The 14,367-nt window shown below is 37.7% G+C and carries 15 protein-coding genes and 2 tRNA genes; 5 read left to right on the top strand and 12 right to left on the bottom strand.

All coding sequences use genetic code 11. The features are described 5' to 3' along the window. Positions 1-56: 56 nt before the first annotated feature. From PWP26_RS02445 to purB, 3 genes are all read right to left on the bottom strand, one after another. Positions 57-128 (bottom strand) — tRNA-Val (locus PWP26_RS02445). Between the two features lie 27 nt (positions 129-155). After that, the gene (locus PWP26_RS02440) at positions 156-548 is read right to left on the bottom strand and encodes a (deoxy)nucleoside triphosphate pyrophosphohydrolase (RefSeq protein ID WP_301398901.1); all 393 of its coding nucleotides are present in this window, start codon (positions 546-548) and stop codon (positions 156-158) included. Then, on the bottom strand, positions 549-1,874 hold the full coding sequence (gene purB, locus PWP26_RS02435) for an adenylosuccinate lyase (protein ID WP_301398900.1): 1,326 nt from the start codon (positions 1,872-1,874) through the stop codon (positions 549-551). It lies immediately after the preceding gene. A gap of 157 nt (positions 1,875-2,031) precedes the next feature. On the opposite strand from purB, the gene PWP26_RS02430 reads away from it, so the two are divergent. Beyond that, entirely contained in the window at positions 2,032-3,201 is a 1,170-nt protein-coding gene (locus tag PWP26_RS02430) for an MFS transporter (protein ID WP_287567918.1), read from the top strand. Between the two features lie 85 nt (positions 3,202-3,286). After that, the gene (locus PWP26_RS02425) at positions 3,287-3,970 is read left to right on the top strand and encodes an HAD-IA family hydrolase (protein WP_301398899.1); all 684 of its coding nucleotides are present in this window, start codon (positions 3,287-3,289) and stop codon (positions 3,968-3,970) included. Here the strand turns inward: PWP26_RS02425 and PWP26_RS02420 are convergent. After that, complete coding sequence (locus PWP26_RS02420; protein WP_273019092.1) at positions 3,953-4,405, bottom strand: putative metalloprotease CJM1_0395 family protein; 453 nt, start codon at positions 4,403-4,405, stop codon at positions 3,953-3,955. The genes PWP26_RS02425 and PWP26_RS02420 overlap by 18 nt on opposite strands. A gap of 105 nt (positions 4,406-4,510) precedes the next feature. On the opposite strand from PWP26_RS02420, the gene PWP26_RS02415 reads away from it, so the two are divergent. Together PWP26_RS02415 and PWP26_RS02410 are read left to right on the top strand one after the other, a co-directional pair. After that, a tRNA-Leu gene (locus PWP26_RS02415) sits at positions 4,511-4,593 on the top strand. Positions 4,594-4,879: 286 nt separating this feature from the next. Continuing rightward, on the top strand, positions 4,880-5,236 hold the full coding sequence (locus PWP26_RS02410) for a hypothetical protein (RefSeq protein ID WP_287567912.1): 357 nt from the start codon (positions 4,880-4,882) through the stop codon (positions 5,234-5,236). A gap of 280 nt (positions 5,237-5,516) precedes the next feature. Here PWP26_RS02410 and PWP26_RS02405 read toward each other — a convergent pair whose 3' ends face one another. Genes PWP26_RS02405 through PWP26_RS02390 form a run of 4 tightly spaced genes read right to left on the bottom strand, consistent with a single transcriptional unit; the run spans position 5,517 to position 9,343 of the window. Beyond that, positions 5,517-7,397 carry a pilus assembly PilX N-terminal domain-containing protein gene (locus tag PWP26_RS02405; protein WP_301398898.1) on the bottom strand — a complete coding sequence of 627 codons (1,881 nt, stop codon included), beginning with the start codon at positions 7,395-7,397 and terminating at the stop codon, positions 5,517-5,519. A gap of 2 nt (positions 7,398-7,399) precedes the next feature. Beyond that, the gene (locus PWP26_RS02400; protein WP_301398897.1) at positions 7,400-8,425 is read right to left on the bottom strand and encodes a PilW family protein; all 1,026 of its coding nucleotides are present in this window, start codon (positions 8,423-8,425) and stop codon (positions 7,400-7,402) included. Further along, the gene (locus tag PWP26_RS02395; protein ID WP_301398896.1) at positions 8,410-8,847 is read right to left on the bottom strand and encodes a prepilin-type N-terminal cleavage/methylation domain-containing protein; all 438 of its coding nucleotides are present in this window, start codon (positions 8,845-8,847) and stop codon (positions 8,410-8,412) included. Before PWP26_RS02395 ends, PWP26_RS02400 begins: the two co-directional genes overlap by 16 nt. Further along, on the bottom strand, positions 8,807-9,343 hold the full coding sequence (locus tag PWP26_RS02390) for a Tfp pilus assembly protein FimT/FimU (protein ID WP_301398895.1): 537 nt from the start codon (positions 9,341-9,343) through the stop codon (positions 8,807-8,809). The genes PWP26_RS02395 and PWP26_RS02390 overlap by 41 nt, the downstream gene beginning before the upstream one ends. Positions 9,344-9,505: 162 nt before the next feature. On the opposite strand from PWP26_RS02390, the gene PWP26_RS02385 reads away from it, so the two are divergent. Next, positions 9,506-10,036, top strand: coding sequence for a HyaD/HybD family hydrogenase maturation endopeptidase (locus PWP26_RS02385; RefSeq protein WP_273019716.1), 531 nt, complete (start codon positions 9,506-9,508; stop codon positions 10,034-10,036). Here PWP26_RS02385 and hypF read toward each other — a convergent pair. Genes hypF through hypB form a run of 4 tightly spaced genes read right to left on the bottom strand, consistent with a single transcriptional unit; the run spans position 9,957 to position 14,338 of the window. After that, a complete protein-coding gene (gene hypF, locus PWP26_RS02380) occupies positions 9,957-12,209 on the bottom strand; it encodes a carbamoyltransferase HypF (RefSeq protein WP_144241989.1) in 2,253 nt (750 codons plus the stop codon). The genes PWP26_RS02385 and hypF overlap by 80 nt on opposite strands. Further along, positions 12,199-12,549, bottom strand: a complete 351-nt coding sequence (gene hypA, locus PWP26_RS02375) for a hydrogenase maturation nickel metallochaperone HypA (RefSeq protein WP_273010367.1) — start codon at positions 12,547-12,549, stop codon at positions 12,199-12,201. Before hypA ends, hypF begins: the two co-directional genes overlap by 11 nt. Before the next feature lie 9 nt (positions 12,550-12,558). After that, complete coding sequence (hypE, locus tag PWP26_RS02370) at positions 12,559-13,569, bottom strand: hydrogenase expression/formation protein HypE (RefSeq protein ID WP_301398894.1); 1,011 nt, start codon at positions 13,567-13,569, stop codon at positions 12,559-12,561. Positions 13,570-13,579: 10 nt separating this feature from the next. Then, the gene (hypB, locus tag PWP26_RS02365; RefSeq protein WP_301398893.1) at positions 13,580-14,338 is read right to left on the bottom strand and encodes a hydrogenase nickel incorporation protein HypB; all 759 of its coding nucleotides are present in this window, start codon (positions 14,336-14,338) and stop codon (positions 13,580-13,582) included. Between the last annotated feature and the right edge of the window lie 29 nt (positions 14,339-14,367).

The following is a 14,367-nucleotide window of genomic DNA, read 5'->3' as shown; positions in this document are numbered from 1 at the left end:
CTCCTTTTGGTCCTATTTTTGGGCCCCTTGAGTCTTCAAGGAGCAAGGAGGCAAAATGGGCGGTGCAGGATTTGAACCTGCGACATCCACCGTGTGAGGATGGCGCTCTACCCCTGAGCTAACCGCCCAAAAAAGCCTCAATTTATAAAGTTAACCTATTTTTTGTTTTTGACAAGAGTTAATTTTGATAACAAAACCTTATCTGCAGGACAAAGCTCTAAGTTTTCTAATTCTTGTAAGTCTACCCACTTAACCTCTAGCGATTCTTTTAAATCAAGGTCTCGGTTTACAGCTACTGACAGAAGATAAAGCTCTATTTCCTCATCAGGATAAATATATCTTATTTTTTCTAAAACCTCTCCTACCCTAACCTCTATCCCTAACTCTTCTTTTAATTCCCTCCTTAAAGCTTCTTGTAAACTTTCACCAGCTTCTACCTTTCCACCAGGAAATTCCCAAAAACCTCCTCTCTTTTTGTCTGTAGGCCTTTTTACTACTAAAACCTTACCATCTTTTTCTATAAACCCTGCTACTACCTTAACCGCCATCTATCCAAAAACTCTTTCAAAAATCTGGTCTACATACCTTAAGTAATATTTTACGTCAAAAATATGTTCTATTTCTTCTTGAGTTAAAAAGTTTCTTATTCTTTGGTCTGACAACACCAAATCTTTAAAGTTCAAATTCGTATCTTTCCACACCTTCATAGCCAATTCCTGTACGATTTTATAAGCCTCTTCTCTTATCATCCCCTTTTCTACCAAAGCTAACATCACCTGTTGAGAAAAGGTAAGTCCTCTTAAGAGATTAAAGTTTTTTATCATGTTCTCAGGATAGACCACCAAATTTTTTAACAGGCCTTCTAAACGAACTAACATAAAATCTGCGACAGTAGTGGCATCAGGCACAATTACCCTTTCAGCAGAAGAATGACTTATATCTCTTTCATGCCAAAGAGCAACATTTTCAAGAGCAGGAATTAAATAGCCTCTAAGAAGCCTTGCAAGACCACAAAGGTTTTCAGAAAGAATGGGATTTCGTTTATGAGGCATGGCAGAAGAACCTTTCTGACCAGGAGAAAAGAATTCTTCTGCCTCAAGCACCTCAGTTCTTTGGAGATGTCTGATCTCTGTAGCTATTTTTTCTACCGTAGTTCCTAAAATAGCCAAAGAAGCCATATACTCAGCGTACCTATCCCTTTGAATTATCTGATTCGATACAGGAGCAGGCTTTAACCCCATTTTCTCACATACATAAGCCTCTACCTCTGGAGGCACATGGGCAAAAGTGCCTACAGCTCCAGATATTTTCCCATAAGAAATACACTCAAGAGCGTTTTTTAACCTTTTCTCGTTTCTTTTCATCTCCTCATACCAGAGCGCAAGTTTTAACCCAAAGGTAATAGGTTCTGCATGAATTCCATGGGTTCTTCCTATCATTAACGTATCTTTAAATTCATAAGCCCTTGCTTTTAAAACCTCCTTTATTCTCGTCAGGTCTTCAAGGATTATTTCCATGGCTCTTTTCATCAACCAAGCCATGGCGGTATCAAGCATATCAGAAGAGGTCATACCAAGGTGAAGGTATCTGGCTGATGGACCTATGATCTCAGCCAGATGGGTTAAAAAGGCTATCACGTCGTGTTTAGTTTCTTTTTCTATCTCTTCCACCCTTTTTACGTTGGCTTCGGTAAATCCTCCTTCTTCTAGATAAGGAAGAAGCTTCTCTTTAATCTTTTGATAGTCCCCTTCTGGCACTTTACCCAATTTATACCAGGCCTCACAGGCATAAAACTCCACCAACCCCCAGGCTCTCAGTCTTTCTTCTGGACTCCAAAGCTTAGCCATTATAGGACGTGTATACCTTGGTATCATGTTCCTTCCCCCTTCTTTTATTTATACTCGTATTATAACATGATTTGAAGACGTTGCTATCATAACAATCATAAAACCTAAATTATTCAGTAGTTAAGTTGATTTTTCTATTTTTAGCTATATTCTTATGACTAACTCCTTTATAAAGGAAGACAAAATGTTAAAGATTGATTCCAAAAAACCTGCTTTTTTTATAATCTTACTTGGTTTAGTAAGCCTTTTTTCAGACCTAACCTACGAAGGAGCAAGAAGCATTACCGGACCTTTTCTTTTAACCCTTGGTGCTTCAAGTTTGGTTGTAGGTTTTATCGCTGGATTAGGCGAGTTTTTAGGGTATGGGCTAAGGATTATTTCAGGTTGGATAACCGATAAAACAGGTAAATACTGGGGGATTATAATAGCAGGTTATCTTATCAACCTGCTAAGTGTACCGGCTTTGGCATTGGTAGGACGAGGGGAATTGGCGATTATGTTGCTTTTTATGGAAAGGATCGGTAAAGCGATAAGAACTCCGGCAAGAGATGCTCTACTTAGTCATGCAGCCGGGAAAATAGGTTATGGATGGGGCTTTGGGCTTCACGAGGCTATGGATCAGATAGGAGCCATGCTTGGTCCTCTCATGATAGCCCTCGTTTTTTACCTTCAAGGAGGCTATAAAGAGGCTTTTGGGGTTTTGTTGATACCGGCGGTTTTAGCGATTTCAATCTTAATGATAGCCAGGTTTTTATACCCTTCGCCTTCTTATTTAAAAATCAAAACCATCCAAGTTAAACCTGAAGGATTTAAAAAAGTCTACTGGATCTATCTTATAGCGGTTAGTTTATACGGAGCAGGATATGCAGACTATCCCCTGATTGCTTATCACTTTAAAAAGGTAGCTACCGTCTCAGAAACCTGGATCCCTGTTTTTTATGCCATAGCTATGGGAGTTGATGCCTTGGCTGCCATCTTATTCGGCTATTTATTCGATAAAAAAGGTTTCTTTGTCCTTATTTTTTCTGTAATAATATCAGTAGGGTTTTCTCCTTTATGCTTTTTAGGAGGATTTTACGGAGCACTCTTAGGTATGATTTTATGGGGTATAGGTATGGGAGCCCAGGAGTCTATCATGAGGGCAGCGGTTGCCCTATTAGTACCTAAGGAAAAAAGAGGGACAGGATATGGTGTGTTTCACACAACCTACGGGTTCTTCTGGTTCTTAGGTAGCACCATTTTAGGAACATTATATCATTTTTCTGTTTATGCCCTTATCACGGTTTCGGTAATTCTTCAACTTTCGGCAATACCTTTACTGTTAAAAGTAAAAAAAGCCTATAACCAGAACTAAAAATGTTTTCTAACCCTAAAAGCTATGACAAAAATTCACTTAATCAAAAGTTGAAAAAATCTCTAAAGTATGAGAAAATAAAACTATGGAAAGGAAAAAGATAAAAGCAGTATTTTTTGACGTAGAAGGCACTTTTTTACATATCTCTCCGTCGGTAGGTGAGGTCTACGCCAGATTTTGGAAAGAAAAGGGATATGAAGTGTCTCCTTCAGAGATAATGCAAAGGTTTATACCAGCTTTTAGGGATAAATTTAAGCATGACAAGGTTGAACGTTGGACCCAAGAGCTTTGTAAGAAAAGCTGGTATCAAATATTTGAAAAAACCTTTGAGCCTTTGAAAAATGCCCCTTGTTTTGAGGAGGTTTTTCAGAAAAGTTGGGAGTTCTTCGCAACCAAGGATTGTGTGATTTTAGCTCAAGATTTTCCAGAGATATTATCCCTTTTAAAAAAACAAGGTATTAAGACAGCGGTTATTTCTAATTGGGATGCCAGACTAAGAAACATTTTAAAACAGCTTGGGTTAGGCGAACTTTTTGATGAAATTTTTATAGGGTGTGAAGTAGGATACCTTAAACCAGATTTAAGGTTGTTTCAAACAGCCTTAGAAACCCTAAAAGTGAATCCACACGAAGCCTTGATGATAGGAGACTCTTTGTCAAATGATATCGAACCTGCTAAAACCTTAGGGATGCTTACCTATCACTACCAGGGAGAGCCTTTTTCTGAGGTCTATCGTAAAGTCTTTTATGATTTAAACTTTGATATCTAAAATCTTTCCTTTAGATAGGTGTTGTTCCTTTTCTTTCAAAAGACTCAATTCTCTTCTTGCTTTTATTTCTTTGACTGTGGCGGTTTGTGCTACCTGTAGGTCTTGAGGAGAAGGGTCTGCTGGAGCTAAGGCTGCAGCCCTTACGATTTCCATCTTCTGAATGGTTTTTTCAGGGGAACTTTCTTCAGAAACATCTATGCTTACTTCTCCACCAGAAATGTAAAGTTTTCCGTCTGGGCCTCGTGTATACTGATAATGTACACTTCCTGCATACTTTCCTCCCACGATTTTATGAGCCATCTCATGGGCTATAACCTGTTTTTCTCTGATCTTTAGTTTTTCTATCAACACCCGGATTTTAAGTTCTTCAAAATTTTTCTCTTTAGGGGTAGCAAAAAGTTTAAGAGAGGTTGAACCTGCGGGTCCAACGTTCATGTTTTTATTATAACTCTAAAATCATTTATGGAAAAGGAAAAGTAAACCGATCTTGAAAAGAACGGTTTTATCTATTAAAATATGGTTAAAATGTCAAAAATTTTTGCGGGAGTGGCGGAACGGTAGACGCTCCGGACTTAGGATCCGGTGGGGATTTCCCCGTGAGGGTTCAAGTCCCTCCTCCCGCAGATTTTTTAAATTTGAGTTTATCCTTGTAATCATCTTAACTACCTTACCACACCACATAAAATTTAAATAAATACAAATATAATCAAAAAGTGGTACTTTATGAAACAACAAACTATTCATTTGAAAAGATCCTTCAGATTTTTTCTTAGGCAAAATTTCTAGGCAAAACTTCCTGTCAACTCTATTGCCTATATCTGCCAGAAGAATTCTATATCGAAAAACATTTGACAAATGGAGCCAAAAACATAGGATTTTCTACTTGCAATTTTAAGTTAAAATATAAATATGCGTAGAAAAAAGCTTTTGTTTTTAGTAGTGTTTCTCCTTTGTATAGTATATGGTATTTATTGGCTTATCATATTTTATAGCCCTGAATATGCAAATGTAAGTTTTGAGGCAAAGATTGCAAATTTTATATCTACAATTTCATCCTTTTATGTAAGTTTTCTGGTTTGGAGGTTCAGGGTAAAACAAAAGATAAGGGAGATAGGACATCCAGATATGCTATCTAAGGTTTATTCTCCCGAAGGTATGTGGGGTGCTGTTGGCTTTTTTGTAACTTACAGTGCTTTTACTCTGATAAATATAAAGTTATTTGGTTTTGCCATACGTCCTTTACCTCCCAAAAGAAGCCATCAATGAAAGCACGTTTTAATAACCCCGGATGATGCAGTAACTGTGGTTACTCTGTTGCTTATCTTTTCTGTCTTTTTTCTTTCCATGTATTTCTTTCTTAGCAAATGGTTTTATAGAAAAGAAAGAATAGATAAGATAATCTCAAAAGAGAAAGATCGGTCTCTATAGGAAAATAATTTAGCCATTTTCTAATTTGTAAGACAAGGCAGTATCAAGAATTACTTAAGTTGTATCCCTTCTTAAGATAGGTCTTTATACTACAAATTTAGAAATAGTTTATAACAACTTACCAAGTAGTCATTCTGGTTATGACAGAAAAATAAGCTGGGGTTGGTTTTTCTCTAATACAGTTAACCTTCCTTACAAACCAAAAACCTCTTCGGGACAGAGGGTCATATCTCAAGGAGTTGATTGCGTCTAACTTAAACTGAAAATTAGTATTATCTGTAAAACCTATTTGAAGTGAAAGATTGGAAGGCAAATTTCTGACAAGAAATCCTCTTATAAAGCTTGTGCTTCCCACTAAATAATTAACATCCTGACCAAAATAGATTCCAGCTATGTAAAAACTGGAAGATCTAACGATAGAGTTGTTGTTTATAACAAGAGAGGTCAAGGGAGTTCCATCTGATAACACGTAAGTTCCGTTTTGATACATACCTACGTAGGCGTTATAATTACCTCCATACCAGCCACATCTGTAGGTATTACTTCCTGTATAACATGGATTTTGATTAGGATCGCTCGTGTTTCTTACACAGTTAGGACAAGCATTAGCATAGAGGTATAAAAGGGTCCTGAAGGCATAAAGATTTCCGTTAGTAAACCTTATGTGCCGGGTGATTATTTTTGAGTCATAAAGGTTGATTTGTCCACTACCAATGAAATTCTGAGGGGAATTAGCGTTGTTGTTTTCTGTTTCAGAATTAAGCGCTTGGATGATGGTTGAGTTTCTTATGTTTACTCCTGAAGAAACATTGATCTGTGCATTAGAAAGGATTCTTACATAATCTAAACTACCAGAGATGTTTAAAGTACCTCCGGAGTAAATATTTAAACGATATCTCCATTCTCCTAAGGAAGTTTGAGAAACAGGAAGACCTCCGTTTACGTTATTTAGACTACCGCCTCTTGGTAGGAAAATGGTCACCCAACGATAAGAGATGTCAGTACTCCCACAGGTTAGAGGAAGAGAACCTGTAAGACTTATAGAGGTTCTCCTGGTAAATACTAAGGTATAATTACCACAATTAGGATTAGAGTTATAAAAATTATTACAAAAACTACTCAAATCGTATGAATTAGCGTTAGAAGTAAAAACACAAGGTCCTGACAGGGAAGAATAGTTTTGCAAGTCATTTCTTAGTACAGAGTTTATCACAGGTTCTCCGTAAGAAGAAAAATAAAAATCTGTGGCATTGTTTGAGGTTTGAGTGTTTGGATAGGGGGTAAAATATCCTTGATTACTATTTCTATAGACCCATCCATACGTGTCTCTTAGGGCATCTGTCAAGCCATAGTTACATCTAAGATTAACATCATAAAAATTAGAAGCAAAACAGTTTACGTTGAAGAATAGGGGGACGAGGTCTCGAAAGGCAGCGTTGGTATAGGTAGGAGGGTTACCCCATATTCCTGTGTTAGATGATTGTGGACAATACCTAGGAGTTGTACTCCCTAAGTTTATAGTCCCGCTTGAGGCTATAAAAGCAGGAACAGTACAATTGTTTTCTCCATCACAACCTGTAAGAAGCCCTCCCCTATAATTAGCATTAACTCCACCTCTTACAGTATATAAACCTGCTCCATAAAAACCCTGAATAATGGTAGTTTTAAAAACTCTTGAATTTCTTGCTTGTCCCTCTGCCCTTAAGAAACAGATGTTAGTACTCTGAGTAGAGGTTACCTTACAGGTGGTTCCATAAGGTAAAGTATATCCTAATCCCGAATTAGTAAATTCCTGGTTACTACAAAACCCTGTCCTGTTTATTTCATCCATAGCAGCTAAAAGACATACGTTTGCAGCCTTCTCAGCAAGATAAAAATTTTTCTCTGCAATACTTGTTTGATAGGAGATATAAGAAAGGGTTATGGCAGCTGTACCTATAATACTCAAAACAAAGCATAAAATAAGGGCTGTAACCAAAGCAAAGCCCCTTTTTTTCATTTTTACCTCCCAAAAAACCTTTCTACCATTATAATTTTAGAGTTATTTATTCCAAACCTTGTTTCTGTACCTATTACTTCTATCCTGACAAGAACTCCATTATTTTGAGGGGTAACTTTAAAGCTATTAACCCTAACAAGAGGCATAGGATTTTCGTTAGTTTTACAATTTAAAGCTACATCTTTAGTTTCTACATAAAGCCAAAGGTTATTTTGATCATGCTCGTTTTGTCTACAAAAAAAATGAATTAGATGAGGTGTTCTTATGATAAGGTCTCCTCCTTCCAGGTTGGTAGCATTAACAAAAATCTGCTGGGTTCCGTTGTAATCCTCCCAGCTTCCCTCATAGGCTTCAATCCTAATATCTAATTCAGCATTGTCAGGATTGTTTTCACGAGAACAGTCAAGATTGTTTGAAGACAACCCTGAAAGTTTAAAAATTATGGGATATTCAGTAGTAGTTATGTTAAAAATATTGGTATCATAGCATAAAGAGCCGTTAGAGTTAGCATTTTTATTTACAAAATGGGTCCTTCTTCTCCATACATGATAACAATTCTCTCTGTTGTTTTGTGTATTTTGGATGTTTAATCTACAGCTCATAACAGCTACCTTATTTACCCCCACAACCCTGGTTACAAAACCTTGTCCACCAAGACTTCCATAAAACCAAACTTCATCACAGGGGTTACTTTGAGATATCCGAAGATAAAGAGAACTTGGTGGAGGATAGGGAAACTTAGGGGTCGTGCTGTTTTCCACAAAAAGTTGTATACAGGCTGTTGGATTATTATAGTTAGAACATGGTACTCCAAATCCCCATCTCTGAAAAAACCATTCCAGTTGAGCTAAACCAACCTTAGCTTGTTCTTTAACTGAAGTAATATGTTTTATCTGAGTAAAAGTATTCTGAGCAACCCAATAAAAGCCATACATAGCAGCTATGACTAAAAGACCTATAAAGGTGGCAATTAAAAGTTCTAAAAGAGAATAACCCGTGTTTTTTCCCTGATTTATTGAAAGTTGCATACCATATCCCTTACAGTATAATTTTTGTTAAATAAAGTTGCCATTGCTTCTATCAAAGCACATGAATTTATCCCGCTTCCTTCAGAAGGAGGTGTATTAGGAATTGCTCCTCTGATGATCCTTGTGGTGACTTGAACGTTTAGCGTGCTGTTTGTAGTACCGTTAGAAATACTGCATATGAAATTACGGGTAGTTCCTATCAACGTTCTATTACCTCTCACCTCTTCTATTCCTGACAAAGCAGCCTGCCATGTACAAATTCCTAAGGTATCTTCTCTTGTGCTTAAGGCACTAAAGGTCATAAGATGCGCTATTGATAAAACCACAATGCCTACTATAAAAATCGCTATCAAAACTTCTATAAGCGAAATACCTTTTTTTTTAATACGAACAATTCCTACACCCTCCTTGCCCTGTCTCAACCCTTATCCCTCCAAACCTGCTTATACAAACTAAAAAATAAACGTTTTTTTCTGAATTATGAACACAAGCATTTCCATTAAAAACATTAAAAATAGCAAAACCTCTGGGGTCTAACGATGCACTACTTCCAGCAAACCTAACAAAAGAGGTATCTCCTGGTTCTATCTGAAGAATTCTTAAAGTGGTTCCTACGCAAGCCCCTGCTCCCCTATTCGTACCCATATCAACAATCCTTACCGTTCTTTCGTCATCCACACAAATACCTATGTTAGTGCTTCTTTCCATCGCAAGGATTTTAGCCTGTTTTATAAGAAGCTCTAAAGAATTACAGTAGTTTTGATATTTAGTATATCGAATCAACCTAGACATATAAGGTATAGCAACACTCACCAAGATAGCTATAAGAGAAATAACTGCAATAAGCTCTATCAGGGAATAACCTGAAATAGAAACCCTCGAAACTCCATGTTTTTGAAACTTAACTCTATTCAACACCAAAAACCCCAAGTCATAAAATCATTTAAAGTTTAACTCAAATCTTAATTTTATTATTTTTCCCATTTTTGTAAAAGTCAATATCAACTTCCTAAATTAATATTTAAATGGTATATTAAAATTTTAAAGACTTCGTCTAAAAAATAATGAGAGAGTTTATCGATGATGGATAAAGTTGTGGTATTAGGGATAGGGAATGTTTTACTTGCAGACGAAGGGATAGGAGTTTTAGCAGTTAAGGTTTTGGAAGAGTTTTTTGAAGTTCCTTCTGAAAATGTGGAGCTTGTTGACGGAGGAGTAGGGAGTTTTCAACTACTTCCTTACATAGAAAAAGCCAAAAGACTTTTGGTAATAGATGCCATCGCAAAAGGAAGTCCTCCTGGCACCCTTCACAAATTTACTAAAGACACCCTACCTAAACAGATTCTTGAAAAACTCTCCATCCATGAGGTAAGTTTTTTAGACATACTCACCTTAGCTGAGATGAGAGGTTTTTCTCCTGAGGAGCTTGTGGTGTTAGGGTTAGAACCTGAAAGCCTTGAGATGAGGTATGAACTTTCTCCTTCAGTAAAGGCTAATTTTATCCCTTTGATTGAAGCGGTGGTTTCTCAACTTAAAGATTGGGATATAGAGCTTGTCCCAAAGAAAGACCTCCGTCGTTGGGAGGAACTTTTCTTTGTAGATAGACCTTAAATCCCTTTTTAGAAAGCCTTTCTCTAACCCTTTCTACCAGAGGCTTGTTCATCATAACCCCACCAGAAAGACATACCTTTTCTATCCCTATTCTCGTAGCTATCTCTTCGCAAACCTTAGCCAAAGTGTTGATAAATTTGGTAGCTTTTACTGGTAAAGGCTCTTTTCCAAAGGCAATCTCTTCTATCATACTTTCCCAGTCAAAAATCAGGATTTCTTCTTTTTCCTCTATTCTTATTGCGTAAGCATCTTCTAAATCATACAAAAATAGGTCTTCTAACTGCATCGCAGACTCTCCCTCATAGTGGTTAACAAAGTTTAAACCTGTTAGCGCAGCCACCCCATCAAAAAGCCTTCCACAAGAAGAGGTTAAGGGTGAATTTATACCCTTTTTCCAGGCTTGATAAAGAAGTGTCAACTCCTGTTTGGTAAACTCTTTTAAAAAAGGTAAGGAGAGGTCGAAAGTTTTTTCTCCTAAAAGTTCAAACATCAAACTTAAGGCTACTCTTTTAGGTTCTTTTACCGCTTTTTCTCCTCCTATTAACCTAAAATGCTTAAAATGGCCAACCCTCTGATACTTATTCCCTTTTACTACGAGAAACTCTCCTCCCCAAACGGTATGGTCTTCTCCATATCCTGTACCATCCCAGGCAACCCCCAAAACCTCATCAAAGATCCCGTTTTCTGCCATACAAGAAAGGATGTGGGCAAAATGATGCTGTATCTTTATAAGTTCAAGCCCCTGTTCTTTGGCAAAACGTTCTGCCCATTTGGTGGTCTCATAAAAAGGATGGAGGTCAGCTACCACGACCTCTGGTTCAAACTCATAAAGTTTGGTAAAGTCTAAAAGGGTTTTTTCGAAATCTTTTAGGTCTTCTAAGGTTTCTATGTCTCCGATGTGCTGACTTAGCACTATTTTGTTTTGAAAGGCAAGGGCAAAGGTGTTTTTTTCCCTGGGACCTACCGCAAGTACCCGTTTTTTTACGTTAAAGGGAAGAAAAACCGGCAAGGGTGCATAACCTCTTGCCCTTCTTATAAAAACAGGACCACCAGCTATTACTTTTACCACCGAATCATCAGCTCTTCTTAGGATTTTTCGGTTATGAAGAAGCAAGTAATCTGCAAGGGAGGAAAGTTTGTTAAAGGCCTCTTCGTTGTCTATCACTATAGGTTCATCTGAAAGGTTGGCAGAGGTAACCACCAAAGGAAGGTCTATCTCTTTTAGAATTAAGTGATGCAAAGGGGTGTAGGGCAAAAAAGCTCCTATTTTTTTTAATCCTGGGGCTATTTCCTCAGGTAAAAGCTTACTTTTTTTTTCTAAAAGGACTATCGGCTGAGAAGGAGATAAAAGTAGCTCCTTTTCCTGAGAGGTAACCAAACAATATTCTTCTAACTGGACTAAATCCTTAAACATCACAGCTAAAGGCTTTTTAGACCTTCTCTTTCTTTGTCTTAAAAGTTTTACCACCTCTCTGTCTGTAGCATCGCAGACAAGATGAAATCCTCCTAAACCTTTGACAGCTACTATTTTTTTCTGTTTTATTTTTTCTATGGCTTGATATAAAGCCTCTTCCTTTTCTGCCAGCTTGTTTCGTTTAAGATCATAGAATTCAAGCTGAGGGCCACAGATCGGGCAAGCTATAGGTTGGGCATGAAACCTCCTATCAGTAGGATCGGTATATTCTTCAAAACATGCAGGACACATCGTAAATTCTTTCATCACCGTCTTTTCTCGGTCATAAGGTAAACTCTCTATGATGGTAAACCTTGGTCCACAAAGGGTGCAGTTGATAAAGGGATATCGATACCTTCGGTCTGAAGGATTAAACAGTTCTTCTAAACAAAATTCACAGGTAGCTACATCAGGCAAGATGTCTAAGGTTATCTCTTCATCTTTAAGGCTTTTTTTAATCAAAAAGTCTTCATAGCCTACAGAGGGAAGTTTTTCATGAACCACACGGTAAATTTGCGAAAGCCGGGGTTTTTCTTTAACTAACCTCTCTAAAAAATCCTGCAGAGTATCCTCGTTGCCTTCAACCTCGATAAAAACTCCGTTGGTATCGTTGCTGACAAAACCTGTCAACCCTAAGGATTTAGCAAGGTTATACACAAAAGGGCGAAAACCAACCCCCTGGACTACCCCGTTTATCCTGATCCGGTATCTAATCCTCATCGACCAGTTCTAAGCTTTTGAGTAACATCTCTTCTCCTGAAAGAACCTCAGTTTCAAAGGAGCCACAAAAAGGACAGGTAAGATCCCATTTCTCTTTTGAAAATTCTTGCTGACATTTCTGACATCTCATCCTAAGGTCTTCTATTTCTATCACGATTTCTGCGTCTTTTAAAACGCTTCCTTGCTTAAAAAAATCAAGGGCAGTTTGTAATAACTCAGGCTCAACCCCAGAAAATCTTCCTATCAACAAAACCGCCTTTACTACTTTTTTCTTAGGGTGATTAACCATCAAGTCTTCTACGGTTCTTATCACGTTTTGAACGATAAAAAACTCATGCATAGGCTTTACCTAACAAATCCTCGGGAAGAGTTCTCCTGAGGTATTTTCCAAAACCCTATGAGTGCCATACAGTGTTTTGAGATATACTTGAGGAGAGGGACTATGGTCCAACACCTGTCCTATGATGTTAGCTTCAGCTGCAGATGGATGAGACCTTAAAATTTCTAAGGCCTTTTCGGCATCTTTTTCTGGTAAGGCTATTACTACTCTTCCTTCACAGGCTAAATGATAAGGCTCAAATCCAAGGGCCTCACAAAAGGCCTTTACCTGAGGCCTCACAGGAATTTTTTCTTCATCTACCACCAGATTTACCTGAGAACTATAAGCCCATTCATGAAGAGTAGCGGCTAATCCTCCACGGGTTGGGTCTCTCATCGCATGGATTTCAATCCCACTTTCAAAAAGAGGTTTTAACACAGGCCAAAGGGTTTCGCAGTCACTTTCTAACTCTATGTCTACTTTTATACCTTCTCTTTCTGCCAAAATACAGGCCCCATGGTCTCCTATAGGGCCAGAAACCAAAATAACGTCTCCTGGTTTTAGGTTTTTACAAGAAATGCCTGAATAAATCACCTCTCCTATACCTGAGGTTGTGATAAAAATACCGTCTACCTCTGACTTGGGTACGATTTTTGTATCTCCTGCCACGATGTAAATTTCGTTTTTTATGGCCTCTTCTTGCATAGACTGTAAAATCTTTTCTAAATCTTTGATTTTAAACCCTTCTTCGATGATAAAACCTACCGTAAGATATAAAGGTTTAGCCCCCATTACCACTAAATCATTTACCGTGCCAGTTACAGCAAGTTTCCCTATGTTGCCACCTTTAAAGAAAATAGGTTTTACGGTAAAACCATCTATGGTGAAAGCCAATCGAGAAATTTGATTGGTTAGTAAAGCTGCATCTTCAAGAGGCTCAAGAATAGGGTTGGTAAAATATTTCAAAATAAAATCTTTTATCAAAGATAAGGTTTCCTCTCCACCTCCTCCATGGGCTAACAAAAGTTTTTCAAATCCCATAACCTTTCCTCTATCTTAGAGAGTTTTTATGTTGAGTATAGGTATCCTCTAAAAATTTGACCCAAAGGTCAAACCCTTCTCCTGTTTTGGCAGAAAGGGCGATAATCTGAGCCTTAGGATTGATCTTTTGTATCTGGGCTTTTACCTTTTCCAGGTCAAAGTCAAAGTAGGGAAGCAAATCTATCTTGGTGATAACCACCAACTGAGAAACCTTAAAAATGAGAGGATATTTTTCTGGTTTGTCTTCTCCTTCAGGCACTGAAAGAAGGGTTACGTTAAGGTGGGTGCCAAGGTCATAACTTGCAGGACAAACAAGGTTCCCTATGTTTTCTACAAAAAGAAGGTCGATCTGGTCCATCGGAAGTTTATGCATAGCCTTATGGATCAAAGATGCGTCTAAATGACAGGCACTGCCTGTAGTTATTTGATACACAGGTACTCCTTTTTTCCTTATTCTTTCAGCGTCTCTCTCTGTCTCTAAGTCCCCTTCTATTACCCCTATCCTTAACTTTCCTGAAAGAAGTTCTATAGTTTTTTCTAACAAGGTAGTTTTCCCAGAACCTGGGGCACTCATAAGGTTTATGGCGTAAATTCCATATTCTTCAAAATGTTCCCTGTTATGTCTTGCCTGAAATTCGTTATATTTCATGATGTCTTCAAGAAGTTGCAAGGTTTCCTTGGAATGGGTATGTCCATGGTGGTGTTCATGATGTTTTTCCGATCCTTCTGAAGGATGATTAACCAATCCACACCCACATTCTTTACACATCTTTTCACCTCTTAATAAAATTTAAAAAG

Source organism: Thermodesulfobacterium sp., from assembly GCF_030445475.1.
Taxonomy (GTDB): domain Bacteria; phylum Desulfobacterota; class Thermodesulfobacteria; order Thermodesulfobacteriales; family Thermodesulfobacteriaceae; genus Thermodesulfobacterium; species Thermodesulfobacterium commune.
This window is presented reverse-complemented; position numbering and strand designations above follow the sequence as displayed.

Coding starts and splice junctions, on each gene's coding strand:
- PWP26_RS02440 (WP_301398901.1), bottom strand. CDS start 548: ATGGCGGTTAAGGTAGTAGCAGGGTTTATAGAAAAAGATGGTAAGGTT.
- purB (WP_301398900.1), bottom strand. CDS start 1,874: ATGATACCAAGGTATACACGTCCTATAATGGCTAAGCTTTGGAGTCCA.
- PWP26_RS02430 (WP_287567918.1), top strand. CDS start 2,032: ATGTTAAAGATTGATTCCAAAAAACCTGCTTTTTTTATAATCTTACTT.
- PWP26_RS02425 (WP_301398899.1), top strand. CDS start 3,287: ATGGAAAGGAAAAAGATAAAAGCAGTATTTTTTGACGTAGAAGGCACT.
- PWP26_RS02420 (WP_273019092.1), bottom strand. CDS start 4,405: ATGAACGTTGGACCCGCAGGTTCAACCTCTCTTAAACTTTTTGCTACC.
- PWP26_RS02410 (WP_287567912.1), top strand. CDS start 4,880: ATGCGTAGAAAAAAGCTTTTGTTTTTAGTAGTGTTTCTCCTTTGTATA.
- PWP26_RS02405 (WP_301398898.1), bottom strand. CDS start 7,397: ATGAAAAAAAGGGGCTTTGCTTTGGTTACAGCCCTTATTTTATGCTTT.
- PWP26_RS02400 (WP_301398897.1), bottom strand. CDS start 8,425: ATGCAACTTTCAATAAATCAGGGAAAAAACACGGGTTATTCTCTTTTA.
- PWP26_RS02385 (WP_273019716.1), top strand. CDS start 9,506: ATGATGGATAAAGTTGTGGTATTAGGGATAGGGAATGTTTTACTTGCA.
- hypF (WP_144241989.1), bottom strand. CDS start 12,209: ATGAGGATTAGATACCGGATCAGGATAAACGGGGTAGTCCAGGGGGTT.
- hypA (WP_273010367.1), bottom strand. CDS start 12,549: ATGCATGAGTTTTTTATCGTTCAAAACGTGATAAGAACCGTAGAAGAC.
- hypE (WP_301398894.1), bottom strand. CDS start 13,569: ATGGGATTTGAAAAACTTTTGTTAGCCCATGGAGGAGGTGGAGAGGAA.
- hypB (WP_301398893.1), bottom strand. CDS start 14,338: ATGTGTAAAGAATGTGGGTGTGGATTGGTTAATCATCCTTCAGAAGGA.